Raw genomic sequence first — 21,037 nt, 5'->3', positions numbered from 1 at the left:
TTGCAGCTATTAATTTAACAACGTAAATATTTGCTTTTTATCGTCTTTATTTGGGATAAGTTATAATATTAATGCATATTTAAACCGATTTTTAAATCGTGTCCCAAATCCCTCTAAGACATGAAATTGATATAGTAAATCAATTACTTAACAATTTTTGCTTATGAAACCTAAAATATGGTTATCGTCACCACACATGAGTGGTGCCGAACAAACTTACATAAAAGAAGCTTTTGACACCAATTGGGTCGCACCACTAGGACCTAATGTTAATGGTTTTGAAAATGATTTGCAATCTTACCTTAATGAAGATATACATGTTGCTGCATTAGCATCTGGTACTTCTGCATTGCATTTAAGCCTTATACTATTAGGTGTTGGTTATGGAGACGAAGTAATTTGCCAAAGCAAAACATTTTCAGCCTCAGCTAATCCAATAGTTTATCAAGGAGCAACTCCTATTTTTATTGATAGTGAAAAAGAAACCTGGAACATGTGTCCAGAACAATTAGAGATTGCAATAAAAGATAGGATCTCTAAAGGCAAAAAACCTAAAGCAATCATTCCTGTACACTTATACGGAATGCCTTATAAAGCAGATGAAATTCACTCTATTGCCAAGAGATATGGCATTCCTGTTGTTGAAGATAGTGCCGAATCTTTAGGAAGTCATTATAAAGGGCAAAATTGCGGTACTTTTGGTGATTTATCTATTTTATCTTTTAATGGTAATAAAATAATCACCACTTCTGGTGGTGGTGCTTTGGTAACTAGAACACCTGAGCAAAAGCAAAAAGCCGTGTTCTTATCAACTCAAGCTAGAGACGCTGCACCGCATTACGAACATACTCATATTGGTTATAACTATAGAATGTCTAACATTGTTGCTGGTATAGGTAGAGGACAAATGACGATACTAGACAGCCATGTAAAAAACCGTCGCTCTAATCACGATTTATATTTCAACACCTTTAAAAACTTTGAACAAATAACATTTTTACCAGAGCCTGAAGGTCATTTTTCTAACCGTTGGTTATCTTGTATTCTTTTAGATTCCAAAGAAACTAGAGAAGGATTAAGATTAGCTTTAGAAAAAGAAAACATTGAGTCTAGGCCTTTATGGAAACCTATGCACCAACAACCTATTTTTAAAGATGCACCAAGCTATTTAAATGGTGTTTCAGCAGAACTTTTTGAGAGAGGTTTATGCTTACCAAGTGGATCAAATTTAAGTAATGAGGAATTAGATAGAGTAATTTCAGCTATAAATATGTATTTTGCAGTATGTTAGATAAGTTTTTAGATAAAATATCGCAACGTTATGCTTCAAAATGGCTGGTACTATTATTCGATATATTCGTTGTAGCCTCAGCGTTTTTCTTAGCTTATCTAATTAGGTTCAATTTTCAGCTAGAGTTTGATTTTATAATCCTTCTTAGACAAGTTCCTTATGTAATGATTGTTGCAGCAATTAGCTTAATTGCGGTTGGAACATACAAAGGTGTAGTCAGGTTTACAGGTTTTAAAGATATTGTAAATGTAATCATAGGCGCCAATATTCTTGCAACCATATTGATTTGCTGTACTTTTTTAAGCAGAAAATTATTTGACAACGATAGTATTTTTAACATCTCTGGTTCAATAATTTATATTCACCTTTTACTTAATATACTCTTTTTAATTGGTGCAAAATTATTTATTAAATCGCTCTACAACCAGATTACCCAAGATGTTAATAAAACTGCCAATGTTCTAATTTTTGGTGCTGGTAATTCTGGCATGTTAACTTATGACGCCATAAAGAATGATACTAAAAATGGCTTTGAAGTAGTTGGCTTCATAGACGATGACGAAAGAAAAATAGGAAAAAAAATAAACTTAATTAAAGTTTATAGCCTTTCTGAAATAAATGATGAATTTATAAAAAAGCACTATGTAGAAGATGTCATCATTTCTATTCAAAATATTGACCCTTCAAGATTACTTCAAATAACAGGAAGCTTATTTAATCTTGGGTTAAAAGTAAAAATAGTACCTCCTGTACAAAGTTGGATTGATGGCGACCTAAGCGTTGGGCAAATTAAAGAGGTTAAAATTGAAGATTTATTAGGAAGAGAACCTATAACAATTAAAAATCCAGACTTAGAAGAGCAGTATGACAACAAGGTTATCTTAATTACAGGAGCTGCAGGATCTATTGGTAGTGAAATTTGTAGAAAAGTAAGTCTTTACAATTACAAAAAACTAATATTAGTTGATAATGCTGAGTCTGCTCTATATGATATTCAGCAAGAATTTAGACAAAAAGGCCTTACTAAAATAAATGCTATAGTTGCTGACGTAAGAAACAGAACAAGAATTGACCAAATTTTTAACCAACATAAACCCAAAATTGTTTTCCACGCAGCGGCATACAAGCATGTCCCTTTAATGGAAAACAATCCTTTTGAAGCCGTTAGTGTAAATATTGGTGGCACAAAAAATGTTGTAGATATAGCCATAAAACATAGTATTGATAAGTTTGTTTTAATATCTACTGACAAAGCTGTTAACCCTACAAATGTTATGGGTGCAACTAAGCGCATTGCAGAGTTATATGTTTCTTGCTTAAAAGGAAAAGGACATACTAAATTTATAACCACAAGATTTGGAAATGTTTTAGGCTCTAACGGATCAGTTATTCCTTTATTTAAAAGACAAATAGAAAAAGGAGGTCCATTAACTGTAACTCACAAAGACATAACCCGTTATTTTATGACCATTCCAGAAGCTTGTCAACTTGTACTAGAAGCTGCAGCAATGGGTAATGGAGGCGAAATATTTGTGTTTGATATGGGAGAACCAATAAAGATTTTCAACTTGGCAAAAAACATGATTATCTTATCTGGTTTACGTTATCCTGAAGATATAGATATTAAAATTACTGGCTTAAGACCTGGTGAAAAGATTTATGAAGAATTATTAGCTGATGGAGAAAACACCAAAAAGACTTACCACGAAAAAATAATGATTGCTAAATCTAGATATGTTGATATTAATGTTGTAGAAAAGCAAATTAATACTTTAACAAGTATAAATTCACTAACACAACCATTAGAAATTGTATCTTCGATTAAAGCTTTAATACCAGAATACATATCTAATAACTCAACATATGAAGTCTTAGATTCAAAAAAATAATCCAAATTATACAATAAACTATACCTTAAATTAACCATGAAAACACATAACTTTATAATTCAATTAATAGCATTAGTGATTTTGACTTCATGTGGATCTCGAAAAGACATTGTTTATTTTCAAGACGAACCCCTCCAAGAAGACATTTTAACATCAAAGCCAAAAGAATTAATTTACAAACCAGATGATATCCTTACAATTAATGTCTCCGCTCTTGATCCTGCAACTGTTGCTCCATTTAATCTAACTTTAGTATCAGGTGGTAATTTAAGTAATCCTCTTAATGCTCAAGGTGGCCTACAACAACAAACCTATTTAGTAGATTATGAAGGCAATATAGAGTTCCCTGTTTTAGGAACATTAAAGATTTCTGGACTTACTAGAACTCAATTAACAGATTTGCTAACTGAGAAAATAAGTGAATACGCAAAAGACCCTATTGTAAATGTTAGATTATCAAATTTCACTTTTACCATATTAGGTGAAGTTCAAAACCCTGGCACATTTACAATTCCCGATGAAAGAATTACTATCATAGAAGCATTGGGTATGGCAAATGATTTAACGATTTTCGGTAAACGAAAAAATGTTTTGCTTATTCGAGAGATTAATGGAAAAAAGAAATTCGCAAAAATAGATTTAACTTCAGTTAACACCGTAAATTCTCCCGTATACTACCTCCAACAAAATGATGTTATCTATGTTGAGCCAAATAATGCTAAAATCAGAGCGTCGTCATACAATCAAAATAATAGTGTATTAATCTCTGCTATAGGTACCTTAACAACTATTATTGCTGTATTTTTAGTTAGAAATTAAGAAGGTTATTGTAATTTATGAAATCTAATACATCATCCTCGTCTATAGAATTAAAGCAAACATTAGAATTATTTCTTTCCTATTGGAAATGGATTTTACTAAGTATAATTATAGCCATCATTCTTGGTTTTACACAACTCAGATATGCAGATTACATTTACAAAGCAAACGCCACTATTAAAATCAGAGACGAGGAACAATCACAAAAACTCCCCAGTTTGGATGATATCCAAGGTGGTGGTTTATTTTCTGGTGGTGCTGATAAAATCAAAGATGAAATTAAAGTTATTAAATCCCGAGAAATTTCTGAGGATATTATCAAGAATTTAGAATTAAACATTAGATATTTTGCAGATGGGAAGATAAAAGAAAAAGAATATTACAAAAATGCCCCTATAAAAATAAATTTCTTTGAAAGTGACTCAATTATTGACCAAGTAAAAACTATACTGCATATAAAGATTAAATCTTCAACGCAATTTTTACTATTCAATGACAAAGAACAATCTTTATTCGAAAACAGAGAGGATTCTGAAGGTAAGCTGTATGATTTTGGTGAAAAAGTAGACACGCAATATGGAGGTTTCTATATAGTACCTAATGATGGTAAAAATGCCCCTATTGTAGGTAGTAATTTAAAAATTTTAATTACTCCAATATCTAAATTAGTTAGTGCTTATTCTAATAATGTCGAAATATTCACAGAAAAAGGATCTAGTGTTATAAGTTTAGAGTTGAAAGAAACAGTTGCTCAGAGAGCAATTGACTATTTAAATGAACTTATTAATGAATACAATAACGACGTACTTAAAGACAAAGAAGAAGTAGTTAAAGTAACATCAGATTTTATTACTGATAGACTAGAAAAAGTCTCTGAGGAATTAGAACAAGTAGATTACACCGCTGAAGAGCTTCAAAAAAGCAGAAACATTACATCTTTAGGCGCACAGACAGATCTTAACCTGCAGACAAACAAACAGCTAGAGCAACAAATAGCCAACACTGCTACAAACATTCAATTAATTTCTTTTTTACAAGAAGAAATTCAAGCAGAAGATAAAAGCAGTGATATGTTACCTGCAGATGTAGGTATCGGAGATGCTTCAACAGCTCAAATGATACGAAGTCATAATGATTTAGTGGCAGAACGCAATAGAATACTAAAAAACTCAAGCCATAAAAACCCTGTTGTAATCAATCTTAACGACCAAATTAATGCGCTTAAATCTAACCTTGAGCGTTCATTAAGCAACATGAAACAAACTTCTGAATTAACCTTAAATAATTTAAATAAGGAAAACTCAAGAATTCGTGGACAACTTTATGCTGCTCCTACAAAAGCAAGACAATTTAAAGACATAAAAAGACAACAAGATATTAAGGAATCTTTATACTTATATCTCTTAGAAAAACGAGAAGAATCTGCCATTAGACTTGGTATGTACACTCCAAATGCTAAAGTAATTGAAAAAGCTTATTCGTCTTTTATACCTGTTTCACCTAATTCAAAAATGACCTATATAGCATCATTCTTAATTGGATTATTTATTCCCATAGGTTTTATTTATATTTTAAAGTTAGTGGATACAAAAATATATACTAAAGCAGATTTGATTGAATTATTACCAATTACTTATTTAGGAGACATCCCTAAAACACCAAAGAAACAAAAACTCATAAAAAAGGTTGATTACTCTCCTAAAGCTGAAGCTTTTAGAATTGTTAGATCTAATATTGATTTTATATTAAAAGATTTAAAAGGCAAACAAAAAAAGCTTTTTGTAACCTCTACAAAAGCTCAAGAAGGTAAATCACATACAAGTACAAATTTAGCATCATCAATCTCATTTTCAGAAAAATCTGTTCTATTAATTGAGATGGATATTCGTGTACCTAAAATACTGAATTACCTTGGTGTTAAAGACAAATCTGGAAAAGGACTTACAGACTTCATTGCTGACTCTTCTATTAAACCCGAAGAAATCATTGTTAAACATCCTGAAAATAAATTTTTAGATATTATTCCTTCAGGGACAATTCCTCCAAACCCATCAGAATTGTTAATGAACGATAGAGTTACAGATCTCTTTAAACACTTCGAAAAAAAGTACGATTACATTGTTGCAGACACATCTGCTGTTGGCTTAGTTAGTGATACGCTTTTAATATCTGACCTTGCAGACATATTCATTTATGTTGTTAGCGCAGACAACGTAGATAAAAGAAGACTTGTTCATGTATCTCAGGCTCTTTATGATGAAAAGCGTTTACCTAACATGACCATGCTTTTAAACGGTGTTAAACCTGGTAAAAAAGGATATGGATATGGTTATGGCTATGGTAATAACCCAAACAAAAAGAAAAAATGGTTTAAATTCTTTTAGTAAAGAATAACTTATAAAATTACCTAAGAATGCCTTATTAAAATTTACTGATAAGGCATTTTACATTTTTCGCCTCTTTCTTTCTGTTTTTAACAATGCTAATTCTCTGTTGGTTTGCCCTGCTACTGAAGTATTCTCTTCAGCCCTCCTAATAAGATATGGCATTACATCTTTAACAGGTCCAAAAGGAATATATTTAGCCACATTATAGCCTTCGGTAGCAAGGTTATAACTAATATGATCACTCATACCATACAACTGTCCAAACCAAACATTATTATCATTCTTTTGGATATTGTGATTTTCCATAAATTCCATTGCCAAATAACAACTTTCCTCATTATGTGTACCAATAAATATAGACATATTAGATAAATTCTCTAATATGTAAATAAGGGTGCTGTCAAAATTATCATCAGTAGCTTTTTTATTAACACAAATAGGAGACTTATACCCTTTTTCTTTAGCTCTTTCACGCTCTTTTTCCATATAAGCACCACGAACTATCTTCATACCAACATTAAAACCATCTATTTTTCCTCTTTCATGAAGCTCTTTAAGATATTCTAATCGATCCCAACGGTAACATTGAAGTGTATTATAAACAACCGTTTTTTCTTTATTATATAAACGCATCATTTCTTCTACTAAATCATCTGCAGCATCTTGCATCCAACTTTCTTCAGCATCTATTAATACAACAACATCTTTTTCCTTAGCTAATTTACATACAGCATCAAATCTAGCGACAATTCTATCCCATTCTTCTTGTTCCTTCTCATTAAACGCAACACCTTCAGTCTTTTTTTGATATAATAAAAACTTGCCAAAACCTGTAGGCTTAAACACCACAATTGGCATCGCATCTTTTTCGTCACAAAAATCAATGATTTTTAATATTTTCTGTAATGCATTATCAAACTCCTCTTCTACTTCTTTTCCTTCAACCGAGTAATCTAAAACAGAACTCACTCCTTTTGTATATAATTTATCTATTACTGGCAAAGAATCTTCTTCATTGACTCCTCCACAAAAATGATCGAAGACTGTTGAACGAATTAAGCCTTCTACTGGCAAATTAGCCTTAAGTGCAAAATTAGTTGCCGCTGTTCCGATCCTTACCAAAGGTTGAGATGATATCATTTTAAACAAAAAATAAGCGCGTTCCAGCTCAGAATCAGACTTTAATGCAAAAGCTGTAGCTGTATTATCAAAAAGTGATCGTTGTACCATAGATTAAAAATATGTAATTACAAATATATTTAATCCTAAGCGTATTCTTTTCTAAAAAAAGAGAGTATTTTCACCGAATTAATTGAGGTATTCAAAAAAATGAAATCCATTAAGACAACAAACGCCATAGTACATTTTAATTCAGACGTATACTCAGAATTAAATGCTTATATAAAATCTTCAAACCCTTCTAAAATATTTATTCTAGTAGACACCAACACACATGAGTATTGCTTACCCAACTTTTTAGCTCAGCTAGAATCAGGTGATATTATAATTGAAGTTATGGAAATGCCAGAAGGCGAAGACCATAAAACTATAGATATTTGCACTGGTGTTTGGGAAGCCTTATCAGAATATCATGCCGACAGAAAAAGCCTAATGATAAATTTAGGTGGTGGAGTTGTAACTGACTTAGGCGGATTTGTTGCTAGTACCTACATGCGTGGCATGGACTATATTAATGTTCCAACCACTTTGCTAGCTATGGTAGATGCCTCTGTTGGCGGAAAAACAGGTGTTGATCTTGGAGTATTAAAAAATCAAATTGGCATTACAAACGAAGGAAGCATGGTTTTAATAGACACCTCTTTCTTAGAAACACTTCCTTCAAATCATATGGTTTCTGGTTATGCAGAAATGCTAAAACATGGTTTAATTTACGATAAAAACTATTGGAACAACTTAATAAATTTTGAAAACTTAGACATTTCAGAATTAAACGATATGATATACGATTCTGTCGTTATTAAGAACACAATTGTTTCTCAAGATCCTAAAGAACAAGGAATAAGAAAGGTTTTGAATTTTGGACATACTTTAGGCCACGCTATAGAAAGTTGTTTTTTAAGCAATGCTGATAAAACTCCCTTATTGCATGGTGAAGCTATTGCAATTGGCATGTTATTAGAAGCTTATATTTCTAATAAATCTGTTGGTTTATCTAACAATGAGTTTGAAGAGATTGAAAAAGGTATACTAAAAACATTTTCTAAAGTTAACATTACAGAAAACGATCAGAAAATAATTTTCAACTTACTTAAACACGACAAAAAGAACAGTCATGGTAAGGTTAAATTTGTATTATTAGAAGCTATAGCAAAACCCAAAATTAACTGCGAAGTAGAAAATGACCTTATTTTAGAAGCTTTTAAATACTATAACTCTTAATAGAAATATTTAATTTAGAGTGGTTAAAAAAAGAAAAGCCCTTAGTTGTTTAGCTAAGGGCTTTTCTTTTACGAACAATTTTTCTAAAGTTCGTTAAATATAGTATGCATTAATCGTTTTTTATCATTAATACTTTCTTCTAAAGATATCATAGTTTCAGTTCTATAAACACCATCTATATCATCTATACTAAAAATAATCTCTTTGGCATGCATTGTATCCTTAGCACGTATTTTACAAAAAATATTAAACTTTCCTGTGGTGATATGAGCTACTGTTACATAAGGTATACTATCTATACGCTCTAAGACAAACTTTGTTTGTGAAGTATTTTGAAGAAAAACACCAACATATGCTATAAAAGAATAACCCAGTTTTTTATAATCTAAAGTTAATGAAGATCCTCTTATAATTCCTGCTTCTTCCATTTTCTTTACACGTACATGAACTGTTCCTGCAGATATTAATAGTTTTTTTGCTATATCTGTAAAAGGAATACGTGTATTATCAATAAGCATATCTAGTATCTGGTGATCTACTTCGTCTAATTTAAATTTCGCCATTTTATATGTATAATCATTAAATTTTATGCAAAAATAAATGTTTTTCGTTATCAAATACGCATTTAAAAAGAGTTTTTTTAAGGTTTTAATGCGATTTTTTCATTATTAATACAAACGAAATCGATTTCGTTGCCAACTACAATTTCCATACCCTCTTCACCTAGCACCAATTGTCCATTAACATCCATTTCTTTATGCCCAAAAAAATCGTCTAATTTTGAAATAGCTTCTATTTTCGGAATAAATTCAATCTTTCTATTATTTAATTGTTCAGTATATAAAATGCCCAAATCGATTACCTCATTAGAATCAACTGATAAACGAGCATTTCTTATAATAATGTCATAAAACAGCTTATTATTATCTGGTATTGCAAAATAATCTTCATGTTTAGTTTCTGTAATACCTTCTGAAATAACCTCTAAACCTTTAAGAATAGATAAAAAAACCAGATACCCCACCTCTTCCCTATTATAATCATCTGGATAATGCCCTGCTTCAAATAATATAGTTGGAATACCTAATTTCTGAAATGTATCACCAACGCAATTAAGATTAAAACCATCATCATAGCGCGCTACAGCACCTGAAATAACACATTGCAACATTTCGTTAATCTTAGATATAATATGCATTCCAACCCTTCTATTTGGTGTTAAAGAACGCTCCTTGTTTTGAGCAGGTGACAAAAACGATAATATAGAAGACACATTAGCAGTACCAACATTATAGATCGTACGCTGACCATGAAGATTAAAACAAAAATCTGGCTTAAAATCATCAAATACCTGTCTTAGTGCTTTGCTTTCTGGCTGAGAAAGGTCTTGTGCATCTCTGTTTAAATCAACTTCATTCGCATTTAAACGTGTATAATGTTCAGCACCATCGGGATTTAGAATTGGAATAACTAACAAAGTACAAGATTCTAAAATAGCATTAGGGATAGCATTATTAGTCAAAAAGAGATTAAAACAATCAAACAAAGCTTTAGTCGTTGTAGATTCATTACCATGCATCTGAGACCATAACAACACTCTTTTTGGTCCTTTACCAAATTGCACACTATAAATTGGTCTTTTCTCTACAGAATAACCAACCACATTAACTAACGACTCTGGAAATTTTTTAAGACATAATTCAATATCAGAATTGGTAATATATCGTCCAAATAATTCAGATGATTTAACTAAAGTATATAAACTATTAAGATGTTCAATTTTCATTTGAAACAATTAAGTGTTACAAATGTAACTATTTGATTATTTACAATTGTAAACTAATTATTATTTGTTATTTGTTACAATTATAAACACACTTCGTTTAGACAAAACACTACATCTTACAATAGAAGCTGCTTAATTCATGTAATATTTATTCAAAACAATAAAGCGCAATAAATCAACATTTTAAATCTCTTAATCAAAGTTTCACTTTAATTTAAAATAACCAATATTAAAGAAGATGTTGTGTATTAAACCTCTTATGTTTACATTTGTATCTTCGTTATTTTATTTAAACTGTTTACAATGATAAACACTCCTGAATTTACCGCTAGACTCCAAAAAATCCTCGATTTCTACGACGAAACCGCATCTAGTTTTGCAGAAAAAATTGGTGTGCAACGCTCTAGTATTTCACATATTCTATCTGGTAGAAATAAGCCTAGTTTAGATTTTGTTATGAAGATTCTCCACTCCTATCCTGATGTAGAATTATATTGGTTACTAAAAGGCAAAGGAAGTTTTCCTAACACAAAAAAATCTCATCAGGTAGTCACTCCAAAAATTGAATTCCCAAAAAACCCTCCAACACAGAAGCCAAACAAAGAATCTGAAATTGAAAAAATAGTCATCTTCTATAAAGATGGTACTTTTAAAAGCTACAAGCCTTAAATTTAATTTTACTAAGTTATCTTTGCACAAATTAAGAGAATGAAGAACTTTCTTTTCCTAGGCGTATTACTACTGTTAACAAGCTGTTACGAGATTGAACGCAACTGCAATGATTTTAAGACTGGTGAATTTGAATTTGAATACACCATTAATGGTGAAAAAAAAACTGGCCGATTTGTTAGAACAGAAACACACAACATAGATTATTATGAAGGCAAGGTTGATTCTTCTAGTGTGCGTTGGATCAATGATTGTGAATTCATTCTTAAAAAATTGAATCCTACAAGCAATTCTGAAAAAGAAGCTATTCACATGAAAATTTTATCTACAGATGGCACATCTTCATACTCATTTGAATATAAACTAGCCGTAAAGAAACCTAACAGACCATTACGTGTAGAAAAAGGAATTGCTTACAGAATTAATTAGTTACTATGCTTGATTTTTTATTCACCTCTGATGCTATAATGGCGCTATTAACGCTAACCTTTTTAGAGATTATTCTTGGTATAGATAATATTGTTTTTATATCAATAGCAGCAAACAAATTACCCGAGCATCAGAGAAACAAGGCAACCAACATTGGTTTGATTCTTGCCATGGTGCAACGTGTTATTTTACTATTTTTTGTTTCATTCCTCATTGGCTTAAGTGAACCTTTTTACACGTATAAATCAGATTGGTTTAATATAGCATTAAGCTGGCAAGCTATTATTCTCTTTGCAGGTGGCTTATTTCTTATTTACAAAAGTACTTCTGAAATTAGAGAAAAAGTAGAAGACCCAAAACACGATGAAGATGGCATGAAGTCTAAAGTTATAAAATCGCTGTCACAAGCTATAACTCAAATCCTGATTATTGACTTTATTTTCTCTGTAGATTCTATATTAACCGCTGTTGGTATGACCAATGGTCTTCACCCAAACACCAACTACACATTGGTTTTAATGATTATTGCGGTAGTAATATCTATTATTGTTATGATAGGTTTTGCAAATCCTATTCGTAAATTTATAGACCGCAATCCAAGTATGCAGATTTTAGGCTTGGCTTTTTTAATCCTTATTGGTTTCATGTTAATTACTGAAGCTGCTCACCTATCGCACACAGAATTTTTCGGAAAATCGGTTGGAGCTATACCAAAAGGGTATTTATATTTTGCAATTGCATTTTCGCTTTTTGTAGAATTCTTAAACTTTAAAACTGCTAAAAAGAAGTAATATAAAAGCCATAGAACGTTATTTTCAATCCACTTAGCTAAAATTTTGAGCGTTTTTATGCTAAGGAAATCGGTTTTTCTATATTTCGAAAACTTTAATAAGTTTGTTTTCAAGAACCCAAATCTATAAAACTCTCAGTTAATGCTTTTTAACTCGATTGAATATCTTATTTTTCTACCTATAGTCTTCATTTTATATTGGCTACTAAAATCTAATTACAAGAACCAAAATGTACTACTGCTTATAGCGAGTTATGTGTTTTATGGTTGGTGGGATTATAGATTTTTATCTTTAATTGTTTTTAGCTCCTTCTTAGATTATTATGTAGGTCAAAAAATTGAAGCAGAACAAAAAAATAAGAAAAAATGGCTACTGATAAGCCTATGCTCTAACCTTGGGCTATTAGCTGTTTTTAAATACTATAATTTCTTTGCAGACTCTTTTGCTAGTACAATGTCTGCTATAGGTTGGGAAGTTAATGACTTAACACTAAATATTATTTTACCTGTTGGTATTAGCTTCTATACCTTCCAAACACTAAGTTACAGTATAGATATCTACAGAAAAAAAATAAAACCCTGCAAAGATATTGTCGCTTTTTTCACTTTTGTAAGCTTATTTCCTCAACTGGTTGCAGGCCCAATCGAAAGAGCTTCAAACCTAATACCTCAAATAGAAAAAAAACGTTCACTAGATACTATCTTATTAAAAACAGGTGTTTTTCAAATATTCATTGGTTTATTTAGAAAAATAGCAATTGCAGATAATCTTGGTGTATATGTAGATTCTGTATATGCCAATCAAGATATACATAATGGATCCACACTACTTTTAGCAACTATTTTTTATGCATTTCAAATCTATTTTGATTTCTCTGGGTATTCTGATATAGCGATAGGAAGTGCCAAATTATTTGGCTTTAATTTTAATCGAAACTTTAATTTTCCATACTTTTCCAAAACACTAACTGAATTTTGGAGACGATGGCACATGTCTTTATCATTCTGGCTAAGAGACTATTTATATATTTCCTTAGGCGGAAACAGAAAAGGCATTGTTATTACTTATAGAAACCTTATATTGACTATGTTGCTTGGTGGTTTATGGCACGGTAGTTCTTGGAATTTCGTGATTTGGGGTGGTATTCATGGGCTATTTCTAAGCATGGAAAAATACACCTTTTCTACACTTAAAATAAAAACCTTTAATGCTTTTGGATATATATACACGTTTATTGTGGTATTAATCGCCTGGGTCTTTTTTAGAGCAGTAGATTTTGATTCTGCTTGGTCTATAATAAGCAAATGGTTTACCTTGGATTTTGGGTTATTATTTATTGGAGACTCAAATGCCTTTGTTAATGCCCTTTTTTTAATGTCATTAGGTCTTTTAATAGATTTAAAGATTTTTAAATCTAATGTACCTCTTGAAGATTATGGCACTAAGCTTAGCGTCACACACCTTTCAATTATAGCCTCGGTAATTATAATATTACTTTGCTTATTCTATTCAACTGCTGAAAACTTTATTTATTTTCAATTTTAGGTATGAATTCAAAAACACTAAAAAATATCCTAAAAATTATATTACTTACTGTAGTGATAAGTTTTACTATTGATAAAATTGTATTCCTTGGGCTAAATACAATTAGCGATAAAGTAATGACAGGACAATCTATAGGTAAGCTAAACCAGTTTCTTGCAATTAAAGATTCGACTAATTTTTTAGTATTTGGTAATTCTAGAGCTAATCACCATATCGACATGGACTTATTTAGCACCAAGGGCTATAATATGGGAGTAGATGGCACAGGGATAGCCTATAGCAGCACACTTATAAACACACTTAACAAAAATAAACCACAGTTAATCTTAGTACATATAGATACTAAGAATTTTTTTGACAATTCTTATGAAGGATCTGATATTAGAGGATTAAAAACTAAATTTAATAGAAATGAAAATATCACTAAAGCATTAAATAAATCTAAGCAAATATCACCAATACAACACTTTTACTACAGCATTAATTATAACGGAAACGCCATAGGTATCCTAAAAAATTACTTTAAGCCAAGTTATAATTACAAAACTTACAATGGCTACGATCCAATAAAAGTAAGTGAATCTCAAAAATCTATGCGAGATGCCCTATTATTGAAAGACAACTCTGTCAATTGCTTAAATAATTATCAAGTAAACACTATTGCTTTAGAATACCTAAGAACCATAAAATCATACATTGAAAACTCTAAAAATAAGACCTTTATTTTTATCACTTCACCATCATACAATGATCCTTGCGAAGGAGATAATAAAGTTTTAAATGATATAATGAAACAATTAGGCCTTACTTACATAGATTATACGAATCTCTACAAAGAAAACAAGATCAATAACTCTTCTTATTGGAAAGATAAAACTCACCTCTCTGAAAAAGGAGCAAAAGTATTTTCAGAATTTTTACAAAAAGAACTAAAAAATTATTTCAACTAAAATAAAGTTACCTGACCAGAATCATCAACATCTAAATCACCACCATTTCCTTCATTATTACAAGATGAATTTTCGCTAGACTTCTCTGATTCTTCAGTATTTTTATTAACCTCTAAATCTACAGAAACCGTTTCTTCACCCACAACTTCTAGCTCATCTGCATGCACTTCTTCGGGCGCTTCAAACGGCAACGGATTTAATAAATTAATTTGATTTATTTTTTCTTTAGTCAATTGATTTCCAAGAGCATTAATACCTTTTACCGCAATGAATTGTTCAAGATCAACCTCCATGTTAGGTTTACGATCTTTACCTCTCTCTTTTGTGAATTCTACTTCTGCCATTGGCCTCCAATCTGTAGACACAATCTCTAATTGAGAATTAGCATGACTTGATATAAAAGTTTCCTCTTTTCCTTCATGCTCAATTAAAAAACGTTTTACATAATAACGTTCTTTTTCTCCATCATAGTAAATAGCCGAAATAGGTTTTTTAGGCACCCATTTTTCTAAAACTATCATATCACTATCAAAATGAATCGTCAATTCTGGCATAAGCGTTTTTACAATTCCTGATTGTGTAATTACCAGCAAACGATCTTCACCTCTAAATTCACCAATTAATTCACCACGTTCATCAACATTAAGACGTTGTACAGCCTCATCAAACCATATTTTGCGAGGTTTTAATGTAGAAACACCTTTTTCCTTAAGCTCTATACGCTTTATAGAATACTTAGTAACCAGGTTTCCTTTTGAAGACCTTCCTTTGATGAGAATATCTGCAAAATCTAAGTCCCATTTCAATTTCTTAATACTTCCCACTTGTCGCAACATAACTGTAACGACTTCTGCTTCTCCATTTGGATTCGCTGAGAAATACCACATCGAAGAGCTCTTGTTTCCATTAGTTAAATCGTACTCTCTGTCTCTGGTTATACTCGTTACAGCAAAACGCTTAACATAGGAAGGACCTCCTTTACCATCGCGATAAATCATATTATAAATGGTGCGCTTATCTTTTTTCTTAAATACCGCAACATGAATGATATTTTTACCAACAAAGGTTTTAGAATCTACTCTGGTTACCATCATCTTACCGTCTTTGGTAAAAACAATAATATCATCTATATCACTACAATCACATACATATTCATCACGTCTTAGCGATGTTCCTATAAATCCTTCATCTCTATTTACATAAAGTTTAGTGTTTCTTATCACCACTTTTGTAGCATCTACGTCTTCAAAAACTCGTAATTCGGTTTTACGCTCCTTTCCTTCCCCATAATCTTTCTTTAATCTTTCAAAATATGCAACTGCATATTCTATAAGATTTGCTAAATGATGTTTAACCTCAGCGATCTGATCTTCTAAGGCATCAATCTTTTGCTGTGCTTTATCTATATCGAATTTAGAAATACGCTTGATTCTAATTTCGGTTAAACGAACAATATCTTCTTCGGTTACTTTTCGCTTTAAATGCTTAACATGAGGAGCAAGCCCTTTATCTATTGCACTTATAACTCCTTCCCAAGTTTCTTCTTCTTCAATATCGCGATAGATTCTATTCTCTATAAAAATACGCTCAAGCGAAGCAAAATGCCATTGCTCTTCAAACTCTCCGAGTTTAATTTCGAGCTCCTGCTTTAAAAGCTGAACCGTATTATCTGTTGAACGACGCAACATCTCTGAGACACCAACAAAAAATGGTTTGTTATCCTCAATAACACAACCCAATGGAGAAATAGACGTTTCACAATTTGTGAATGCATATAACGCATCAATAGTTTTATCTGGAGATAAACCTGATGGTAAATGAATTAAAATCTCTACTTCAGCCGCTGTATTATCCTCTATGCGCTTGATTTTAATTTTCCCTTTATCATTCGCTTTTAAGATAGAATCTATCAAAGAAGATGTTGTAGTACCAAAAGGAATCTCAGTAATTACAAGTGCATTTTTGTCGCGTTGCGAAATTTTTGCACGTACACGTACCTTTCCACCACGCATGCCATCATTATAATTAGATATATCAGCAATACCAGCAGTTGGAAAATCTGGCAATATTGTAAATCGTTTGCCTTTTAAATGCTTTACGGAAGCATCTATAAGCTCTATAAAATTATGAGGTAATATTTTAGTTGAAAGTCCTACCGCAATACCTTCACCGCCTTGCGCCAAAAGCAGCGGAAACATTACTGGTAAATTAATTGGCTCTTTACGCCTACCATCATAAGAAGCTTGCCATTCCGTTATTTTAGGATTATAAACTACATCTAAAGCGAATTTAGATAAACGCGCTTCAATATAACGAGATGCAGCTGCACGATCTCCTGTAAGTATATTTCCCCAGTTTCCTTGAGTATCTATCAATAAGTCTTTCTGACCTATTTGCACCATAGCATCTGCTATACTTGCATCTCCATGTGGATGATATTGCATGGTATGGCCTACTATATTAGCAACCTTGTTATAACGACCATCATCTAAGTCTTTCATAGAGTGCATAATACGACGCTGCACAGGTTTAAAACCATCTTCAATAGCTGGCACTGCACGTTCTAAGATTACATAAGAGGCATAATCTAAGAACCAGTCTTTATACATTCCGGTAACCTTGGTAATCGTCTCCTGACTACCATTGTCTTCATTTAGCAACTCATCACTTTCTTCTACCATCTATCCTTGTTTTCGCTTTATGTTTTCTTTTAGTGTTTTTTTTAAGGACTGCTTTACATATTTCATCTTCTTTCTTTTAAGAAGTGTAACATTAAAGCATCCTTTTACTTGTTTCCCTTCATAAGTCTTAATCAACACGACTAAAGACTTATAGAGAATGTAATCATTTATTTTATAACCAATAAGTTGGTTTCTAGAAAATTCAATCTTATTTTCTCTGTAATTGATATATTCTGTTAGAATAAGTCCTTTATTGAGTATTACAATTTTAGCACCATCACTATCATATTCAAAATAACCTGCTATAGAATGAAACAACACCAACACAACAAACAAACCCATAAAAATAAAAAATGTACTATCTACAAATTCTAAAGATTTAAATACTGTTGCTAATAGCAAACCAAACACAATGAGTATAAAATAAATAGAAACTACAGTATTTTTAATGTTTCGGTTATCTGTTCTCATATGTTTTCTCTCTATTGTTCATTAATATAAAAACAAAATTTAGTTCCCTAATAAATTTCTTGATTTCTCAATAGCTCTTTTAAAATTATAATATTTATCATACCAAACATCTATTACAAATACACCTTTATACTTATCTTTTAAATTTGTGTAAATTCTAATTTCTGATGGTTTCTTTAAATCACCAAAAAATGCTTTATACCTATAAACTTTTGTGAAAATACTATCTGATAAAACCTGTTGAAAAATCATATCTTCTAGATTACCATTCTTTCCCTTTATAGAATCACATTCTTTTAATTGACGTTCATTAAAGTTAGACTTTAAAGCTCTTAAAACCGTATTGGTTTCATTTACTTTAAACAAAGAATCTTTATGGCATTTCTTATAAGACTGATACGCAAATTGATAGTTGTGTTTTTTTAAACTTAACTCTATATTAGAGGTATCTATATTCTTTAAAGGTGGTGTTTCATTAAAACCAAAAAATTCATCACTCCAAAAACGTTTATTAGCAAGGCTAACATATTTGCCTTTTTCATTAAGCCCAACTCGTATTTCAAAAAGTCGATCAGCTTCACTACGAGCTACTTTAAATCGTAACCATTTTATGTCATTATCAATAAGAACCTCCTTAAAATCAATCGAAACAACCTCACCATAATACTCATCAAATCTTTTAGCAATCTTAACAATATCGGTTTCTTTATATATTTTCTTAAAATAGACAGTTGCTTCTTTACTCGATAATTTAGGTTTAACTTTACTCTTATAAATATCTGTTATAAAATCTTTAGCATTCTCAATGTTATCAATAGACACAGAGTCTGATGCTAACTTTTCATATTGCGAAAACATTACACAAGGAAATAAAATAAATACCAAGACAATAATTAATCGTGTCATATAAAAATTATTCCTCAACAATATCTAATTCTACTTTTAAGTTTTCTATAATAAATTCTTGACGAGAAGGTGTGTTTTTTCCCATATAGAAAGACAACAACTCTTCAATAGACATGTCTTTATCTAACATTACAGGATCTAAACGGATATCATCACCTATAAAATGCTTAAACTCATCTGGAGAAATTTCACCCAAACCTTTAAATCGTGTGATTTCTGGTTTTGGTTTCAGTTTATTAATAGCACTTTTACGTTCTTCATCTGAATAGCAATAAATTGTTTCTTTTTTATTTCTCACTCTAAACAATGGTGTCTGTAAGATATACAAATGCCCTTCTTTAATTACTTCAGGAAAGAATTGCAAAAAGAACGTAATTAACAACAATCTAATATGCATACCATCAACATCAGCATCGGTTGCTATAACAATGTTGTTATATCTTAAATCCTCAATAGATTCTTCAATATTTAAAGCAGCTTGTAATAGATTGAATTCTTCATTTTCATAAACAATCTTTTTACTTAACCCATAAGAATTCAAAGGTTTCCCTTTTAAACTAAAAACGGCTTGTGTATTTACATTTCTGGACTTTGTAATACTACCAGATGCCGAATCACCCTCAGTAATAAACAAAGTGGTATCTAAATAGCCATCCTTTTTTGTATCACCAAAATGAATACGACAATCGCGTAACTTTTTATTGTGAAGATTAGCTTTTTTAGCGCGCTCCTTAGCTAGTTTTCGTATGCCTGAAAGTTCTTTTCTTTCGCGTTCTGCCTGAAGAATCTTGCGTTGTATTTTCTCGGCAGTATCTGGATTTTTATGTAAAAAATTATCTAAAAATCGTTTTACAAAATCATTAATGTAGGTTCTTACCGTTGGTAAATCTCCTCCCATATCTGTTGAACCTAATTTTGTTTTGGTCTGACTCTCAAAAACAGGTTCCATAACTTTAATGGCAATAGCAGCAACTACAGATTTTCTAATATCTGACGCATCATAACTTTTGCCGTAAAATTCTCTTATGGTTTTTACTATAGCTTCTCTAAAAGCCGATAAATGCGTTCCACCTTGTGTAGTGTTTTGTCCATTTACAAAAGAGTGATACTCTTCACTATACTGCGTTTTACTGTGCGTTATTGCCACTTCAATATCATCACCTCTAAGATGAATTATTGGATATAACAAATCAGATTCAGTAATGTTTTCAGATAGTAAATCTTTAAGCCCATTTTCAGAATAGTACTTTTCTCCGTTAAAAACTATAGTTAATCCTGGATTGAGATACACATAGTTTTTCAACATTTTTACAACATACTCGCTTCGGTATTTGTAGTTTTTAAAGATAGATTTATCTGGAATAAAAGACACTTTAGTTCCTTTTCTTCGCGATGTTTCCTCAAGCATTTCTTTATTGGTAAGCGTACCTTGCTCAAATTCTGCCGAAGCCGATTTACTATCTCTAGTAGACTCTACCCTAAAGTAGGTTGATAATGCATTTACCGCTTTTGTACCAACACCATTAAGACCTACAGATTTTTTAAAAGCTTTGGTATCGTACTTTCCACCAGTATTCATTTTAGACACTACATCTACAACTTTACCAAGCGGAATACCACGACCATAATCTCTAACCGTAACACGCTCTCCTTGAATTGAGATTTCAATGGTCTTACCAGCTCCCATAACAAACTCATCAATAGAGTTATCAAGAACTTCCTTAAGAAGAATATATATACCATCATCTGGCGAAGAACCATCACCTAATTTTCCGATATACATACCAGGTCGCATTCGGATATGTTCTTTCCAATCGAGTGAACGTATATTTTCTTCGGTATAGTTAGACTGCTGCGCCATATAAATTAGGACAAAAATTTAGATAGAACGCTAATATACTACTATAGCTTAAAAAAAGAAATACGGTTTTAGTAAATTAATTAACAATAAACTATTGTTATTGTTGAGAACATTAAAACCAACTCATTTCACAACAATTTCGCGTTCTTCTCCAATCATTTT

The 21,037-nt window shown here is 31.3% G+C and carries 17 protein-coding genes; 10 read left to right on the top strand and 7 right to left on the bottom strand.

Annotated features, from left to right (window positions below):
- The first annotated feature begins 163 nt into the window (after nucleotides 1–163).
- The 4 genes from N4A42_RS04610 to N4A42_RS04595 are packed head-to-tail and all read left to right on the top strand — an operon-like array spanning nucleotide 164 to nucleotide 6,383.
- Nucleotides 164–1,291: a DegT/DnrJ/EryC1/StrS family aminotransferase gene (locus N4A42_RS04610; RefSeq protein ID WP_294070557.1), complete on the top strand. Its 1,128-nt coding sequence runs from the start codon at nucleotides 164–166 to the stop codon at nucleotides 1,289–1,291.
- Complete coding sequence (locus N4A42_RS04605) at nucleotides 1,285–3,180, top strand: nucleoside-diphosphate sugar epimerase/dehydratase (protein ID WP_294070554.1); 1,896 nt, start codon at nucleotides 1,285–1,287, stop codon at nucleotides 3,178–3,180. The genes N4A42_RS04610 and N4A42_RS04605 overlap by 7 nt, the downstream gene beginning before the upstream one ends.
- 36 nt (nucleotides 3,181–3,216) lie before the next feature.
- Nucleotides 3,217–3,999, top strand: a complete 783-nt coding sequence (locus tag N4A42_RS04600; protein ID WP_294070551.1) for a polysaccharide biosynthesis/export family protein — start codon at nucleotides 3,217–3,219, stop codon at nucleotides 3,997–3,999.
- A 17-nt stretch (nucleotides 4,000–4,016) separates the two neighbouring features.
- Entirely contained in the window at nucleotides 4,017–6,383 is a 2,367-nt protein-coding gene (locus tag N4A42_RS04595; RefSeq protein ID WP_294070548.1) for a polysaccharide biosynthesis tyrosine autokinase, read from the top strand.
- Between the two features lie 60 nt (nucleotides 6,384–6,443).
- Here N4A42_RS04595 and N4A42_RS04590 read toward each other — a convergent pair whose 3' ends face one another.
- Nucleotides 6,444–7,616, bottom strand: coding sequence for a proline dehydrogenase family protein (locus N4A42_RS04590; RefSeq protein WP_294070545.1), 1,173 nt, complete (start codon nucleotides 7,614–7,616; stop codon nucleotides 6,444–6,446).
- Between the two features lie 99 nt (nucleotides 7,617–7,715).
- Here N4A42_RS04590 and aroB point away from each other — a divergent pair, with 99 nt between their 5' ends.
- Nucleotides 7,716–8,786, top strand: a complete 1,071-nt coding sequence (aroB, locus tag N4A42_RS04585) for a 3-dehydroquinate synthase (protein WP_294070542.1) — start codon at nucleotides 7,716–7,718, stop codon at nucleotides 8,784–8,786.
- An 83-nt stretch (nucleotides 8,787–8,869) separates the two neighbouring features.
- Here the strand turns inward: aroB and N4A42_RS04580 are convergent, their stop codons facing one another.
- Nucleotides 8,870–9,349, bottom strand: a complete 480-nt coding sequence (locus N4A42_RS04580; RefSeq protein ID WP_294070539.1) for a winged helix-turn-helix transcriptional regulator — start codon at nucleotides 9,347–9,349, stop codon at nucleotides 8,870–8,872.
- A gap of 77 nt (nucleotides 9,350–9,426) precedes the next feature.
- Nucleotides 9,427–10,572 (bottom strand): M14 metallopeptidase family protein, encoded by a 1,146-nt coding sequence (locus N4A42_RS04575; RefSeq protein ID WP_294070536.1) that lies wholly within the window; start codon nucleotides 10,570–10,572, stop codon nucleotides 9,427–9,429.
- 303 nt (nucleotides 10,573–10,875) lie between these two features.
- Between N4A42_RS04575 and N4A42_RS04570 the strand changes: the two genes are divergently transcribed.
- The 5 genes from N4A42_RS04570 to N4A42_RS04550 all read left to right on the top strand — a co-directional run bounded on the left by N4A42_RS04570 (nucleotide 10,876) and on the right by N4A42_RS04550 (nucleotide 14,956).
- Entirely contained in the window at nucleotides 10,876–11,241 is a 366-nt protein-coding gene (locus tag N4A42_RS04570) for a helix-turn-helix transcriptional regulator (RefSeq protein ID WP_294070533.1), read from the top strand.
- A 39-nt stretch (nucleotides 11,242–11,280) separates the two neighbouring features.
- On the top strand, nucleotides 11,281–11,670 hold the full coding sequence (locus N4A42_RS04565; protein WP_294070530.1) for a hypothetical protein: 390 nt from the start codon (nucleotides 11,281–11,283) through the stop codon (nucleotides 11,668–11,670).
- A gap of 5 nt (nucleotides 11,671–11,675) precedes the next feature.
- Nucleotides 11,676–12,461, top strand: a complete 786-nt coding sequence (locus N4A42_RS04560; protein ID WP_294070527.1) for a TerC family protein — start codon at nucleotides 11,676–11,678, stop codon at nucleotides 12,459–12,461.
- A 141-nt stretch (nucleotides 12,462–12,602) separates the two neighbouring features.
- Nucleotides 12,603–14,006 carry an MBOAT family O-acyltransferase gene (locus tag N4A42_RS04555; RefSeq protein ID WP_294070523.1) on the top strand — a complete coding sequence of 468 codons (1,404 nt, stop codon included), beginning with the start codon at nucleotides 12,603–12,605 and terminating at the stop codon, nucleotides 14,004–14,006.
- A 2-nt stretch (nucleotides 14,007–14,008) separates the two neighbouring features.
- Complete coding sequence (locus N4A42_RS04550) at nucleotides 14,009–14,956, top strand: hypothetical protein (RefSeq protein WP_294070520.1); 948 nt, start codon at nucleotides 14,009–14,011, stop codon at nucleotides 14,954–14,956.
- Here the strand turns inward: N4A42_RS04550 and N4A42_RS04545 are convergent.
- The 4 genes from N4A42_RS04545 to N4A42_RS04530 are packed head-to-tail and all read right to left on the bottom strand — an operon-like array spanning nucleotide 14,953 to nucleotide 20,875.
- Entirely contained in the window at nucleotides 14,953–17,637 is a 2,685-nt protein-coding gene (locus N4A42_RS04545; RefSeq protein ID WP_294070517.1) for a DNA gyrase/topoisomerase IV subunit A, read from the bottom strand. The two genes, N4A42_RS04550 and N4A42_RS04545, sit on opposite strands and share 4 nt — an antisense overlap.
- Entirely contained in the window at nucleotides 17,638–18,108 is a 471-nt protein-coding gene (locus tag N4A42_RS04540; RefSeq protein WP_294070514.1) for a hypothetical protein, read from the bottom strand.
- Between the two features lie 39 nt (nucleotides 18,109–18,147).
- Nucleotides 18,148–19,014 (bottom strand): hypothetical protein, encoded by an 867-nt coding sequence (locus N4A42_RS04535; protein ID WP_294070510.1) that lies wholly within the window; start codon nucleotides 19,012–19,014, stop codon nucleotides 18,148–18,150.
- A gap of 7 nt (nucleotides 19,015–19,021) precedes the next feature.
- On the bottom strand, nucleotides 19,022–20,875 hold the full coding sequence (locus tag N4A42_RS04530; protein ID WP_294070507.1) for a DNA topoisomerase IV subunit B: 1,854 nt from the start codon (nucleotides 20,873–20,875) through the stop codon (nucleotides 19,022–19,024).
- Nucleotides 20,876–21,037: the final 162 nt, after the last annotated feature.

It is taken from the genome of Winogradskyella sp. (genome assembly GCF_025210595.1).
Classification (GTDB): domain Bacteria; phylum Bacteroidota; class Bacteroidia; order Flavobacteriales; family Flavobacteriaceae; genus Winogradskyella.
Note: the sequence above shows the minus strand (reverse complement) of the source record. Positions and strands in the feature narration are given on the sequence as shown.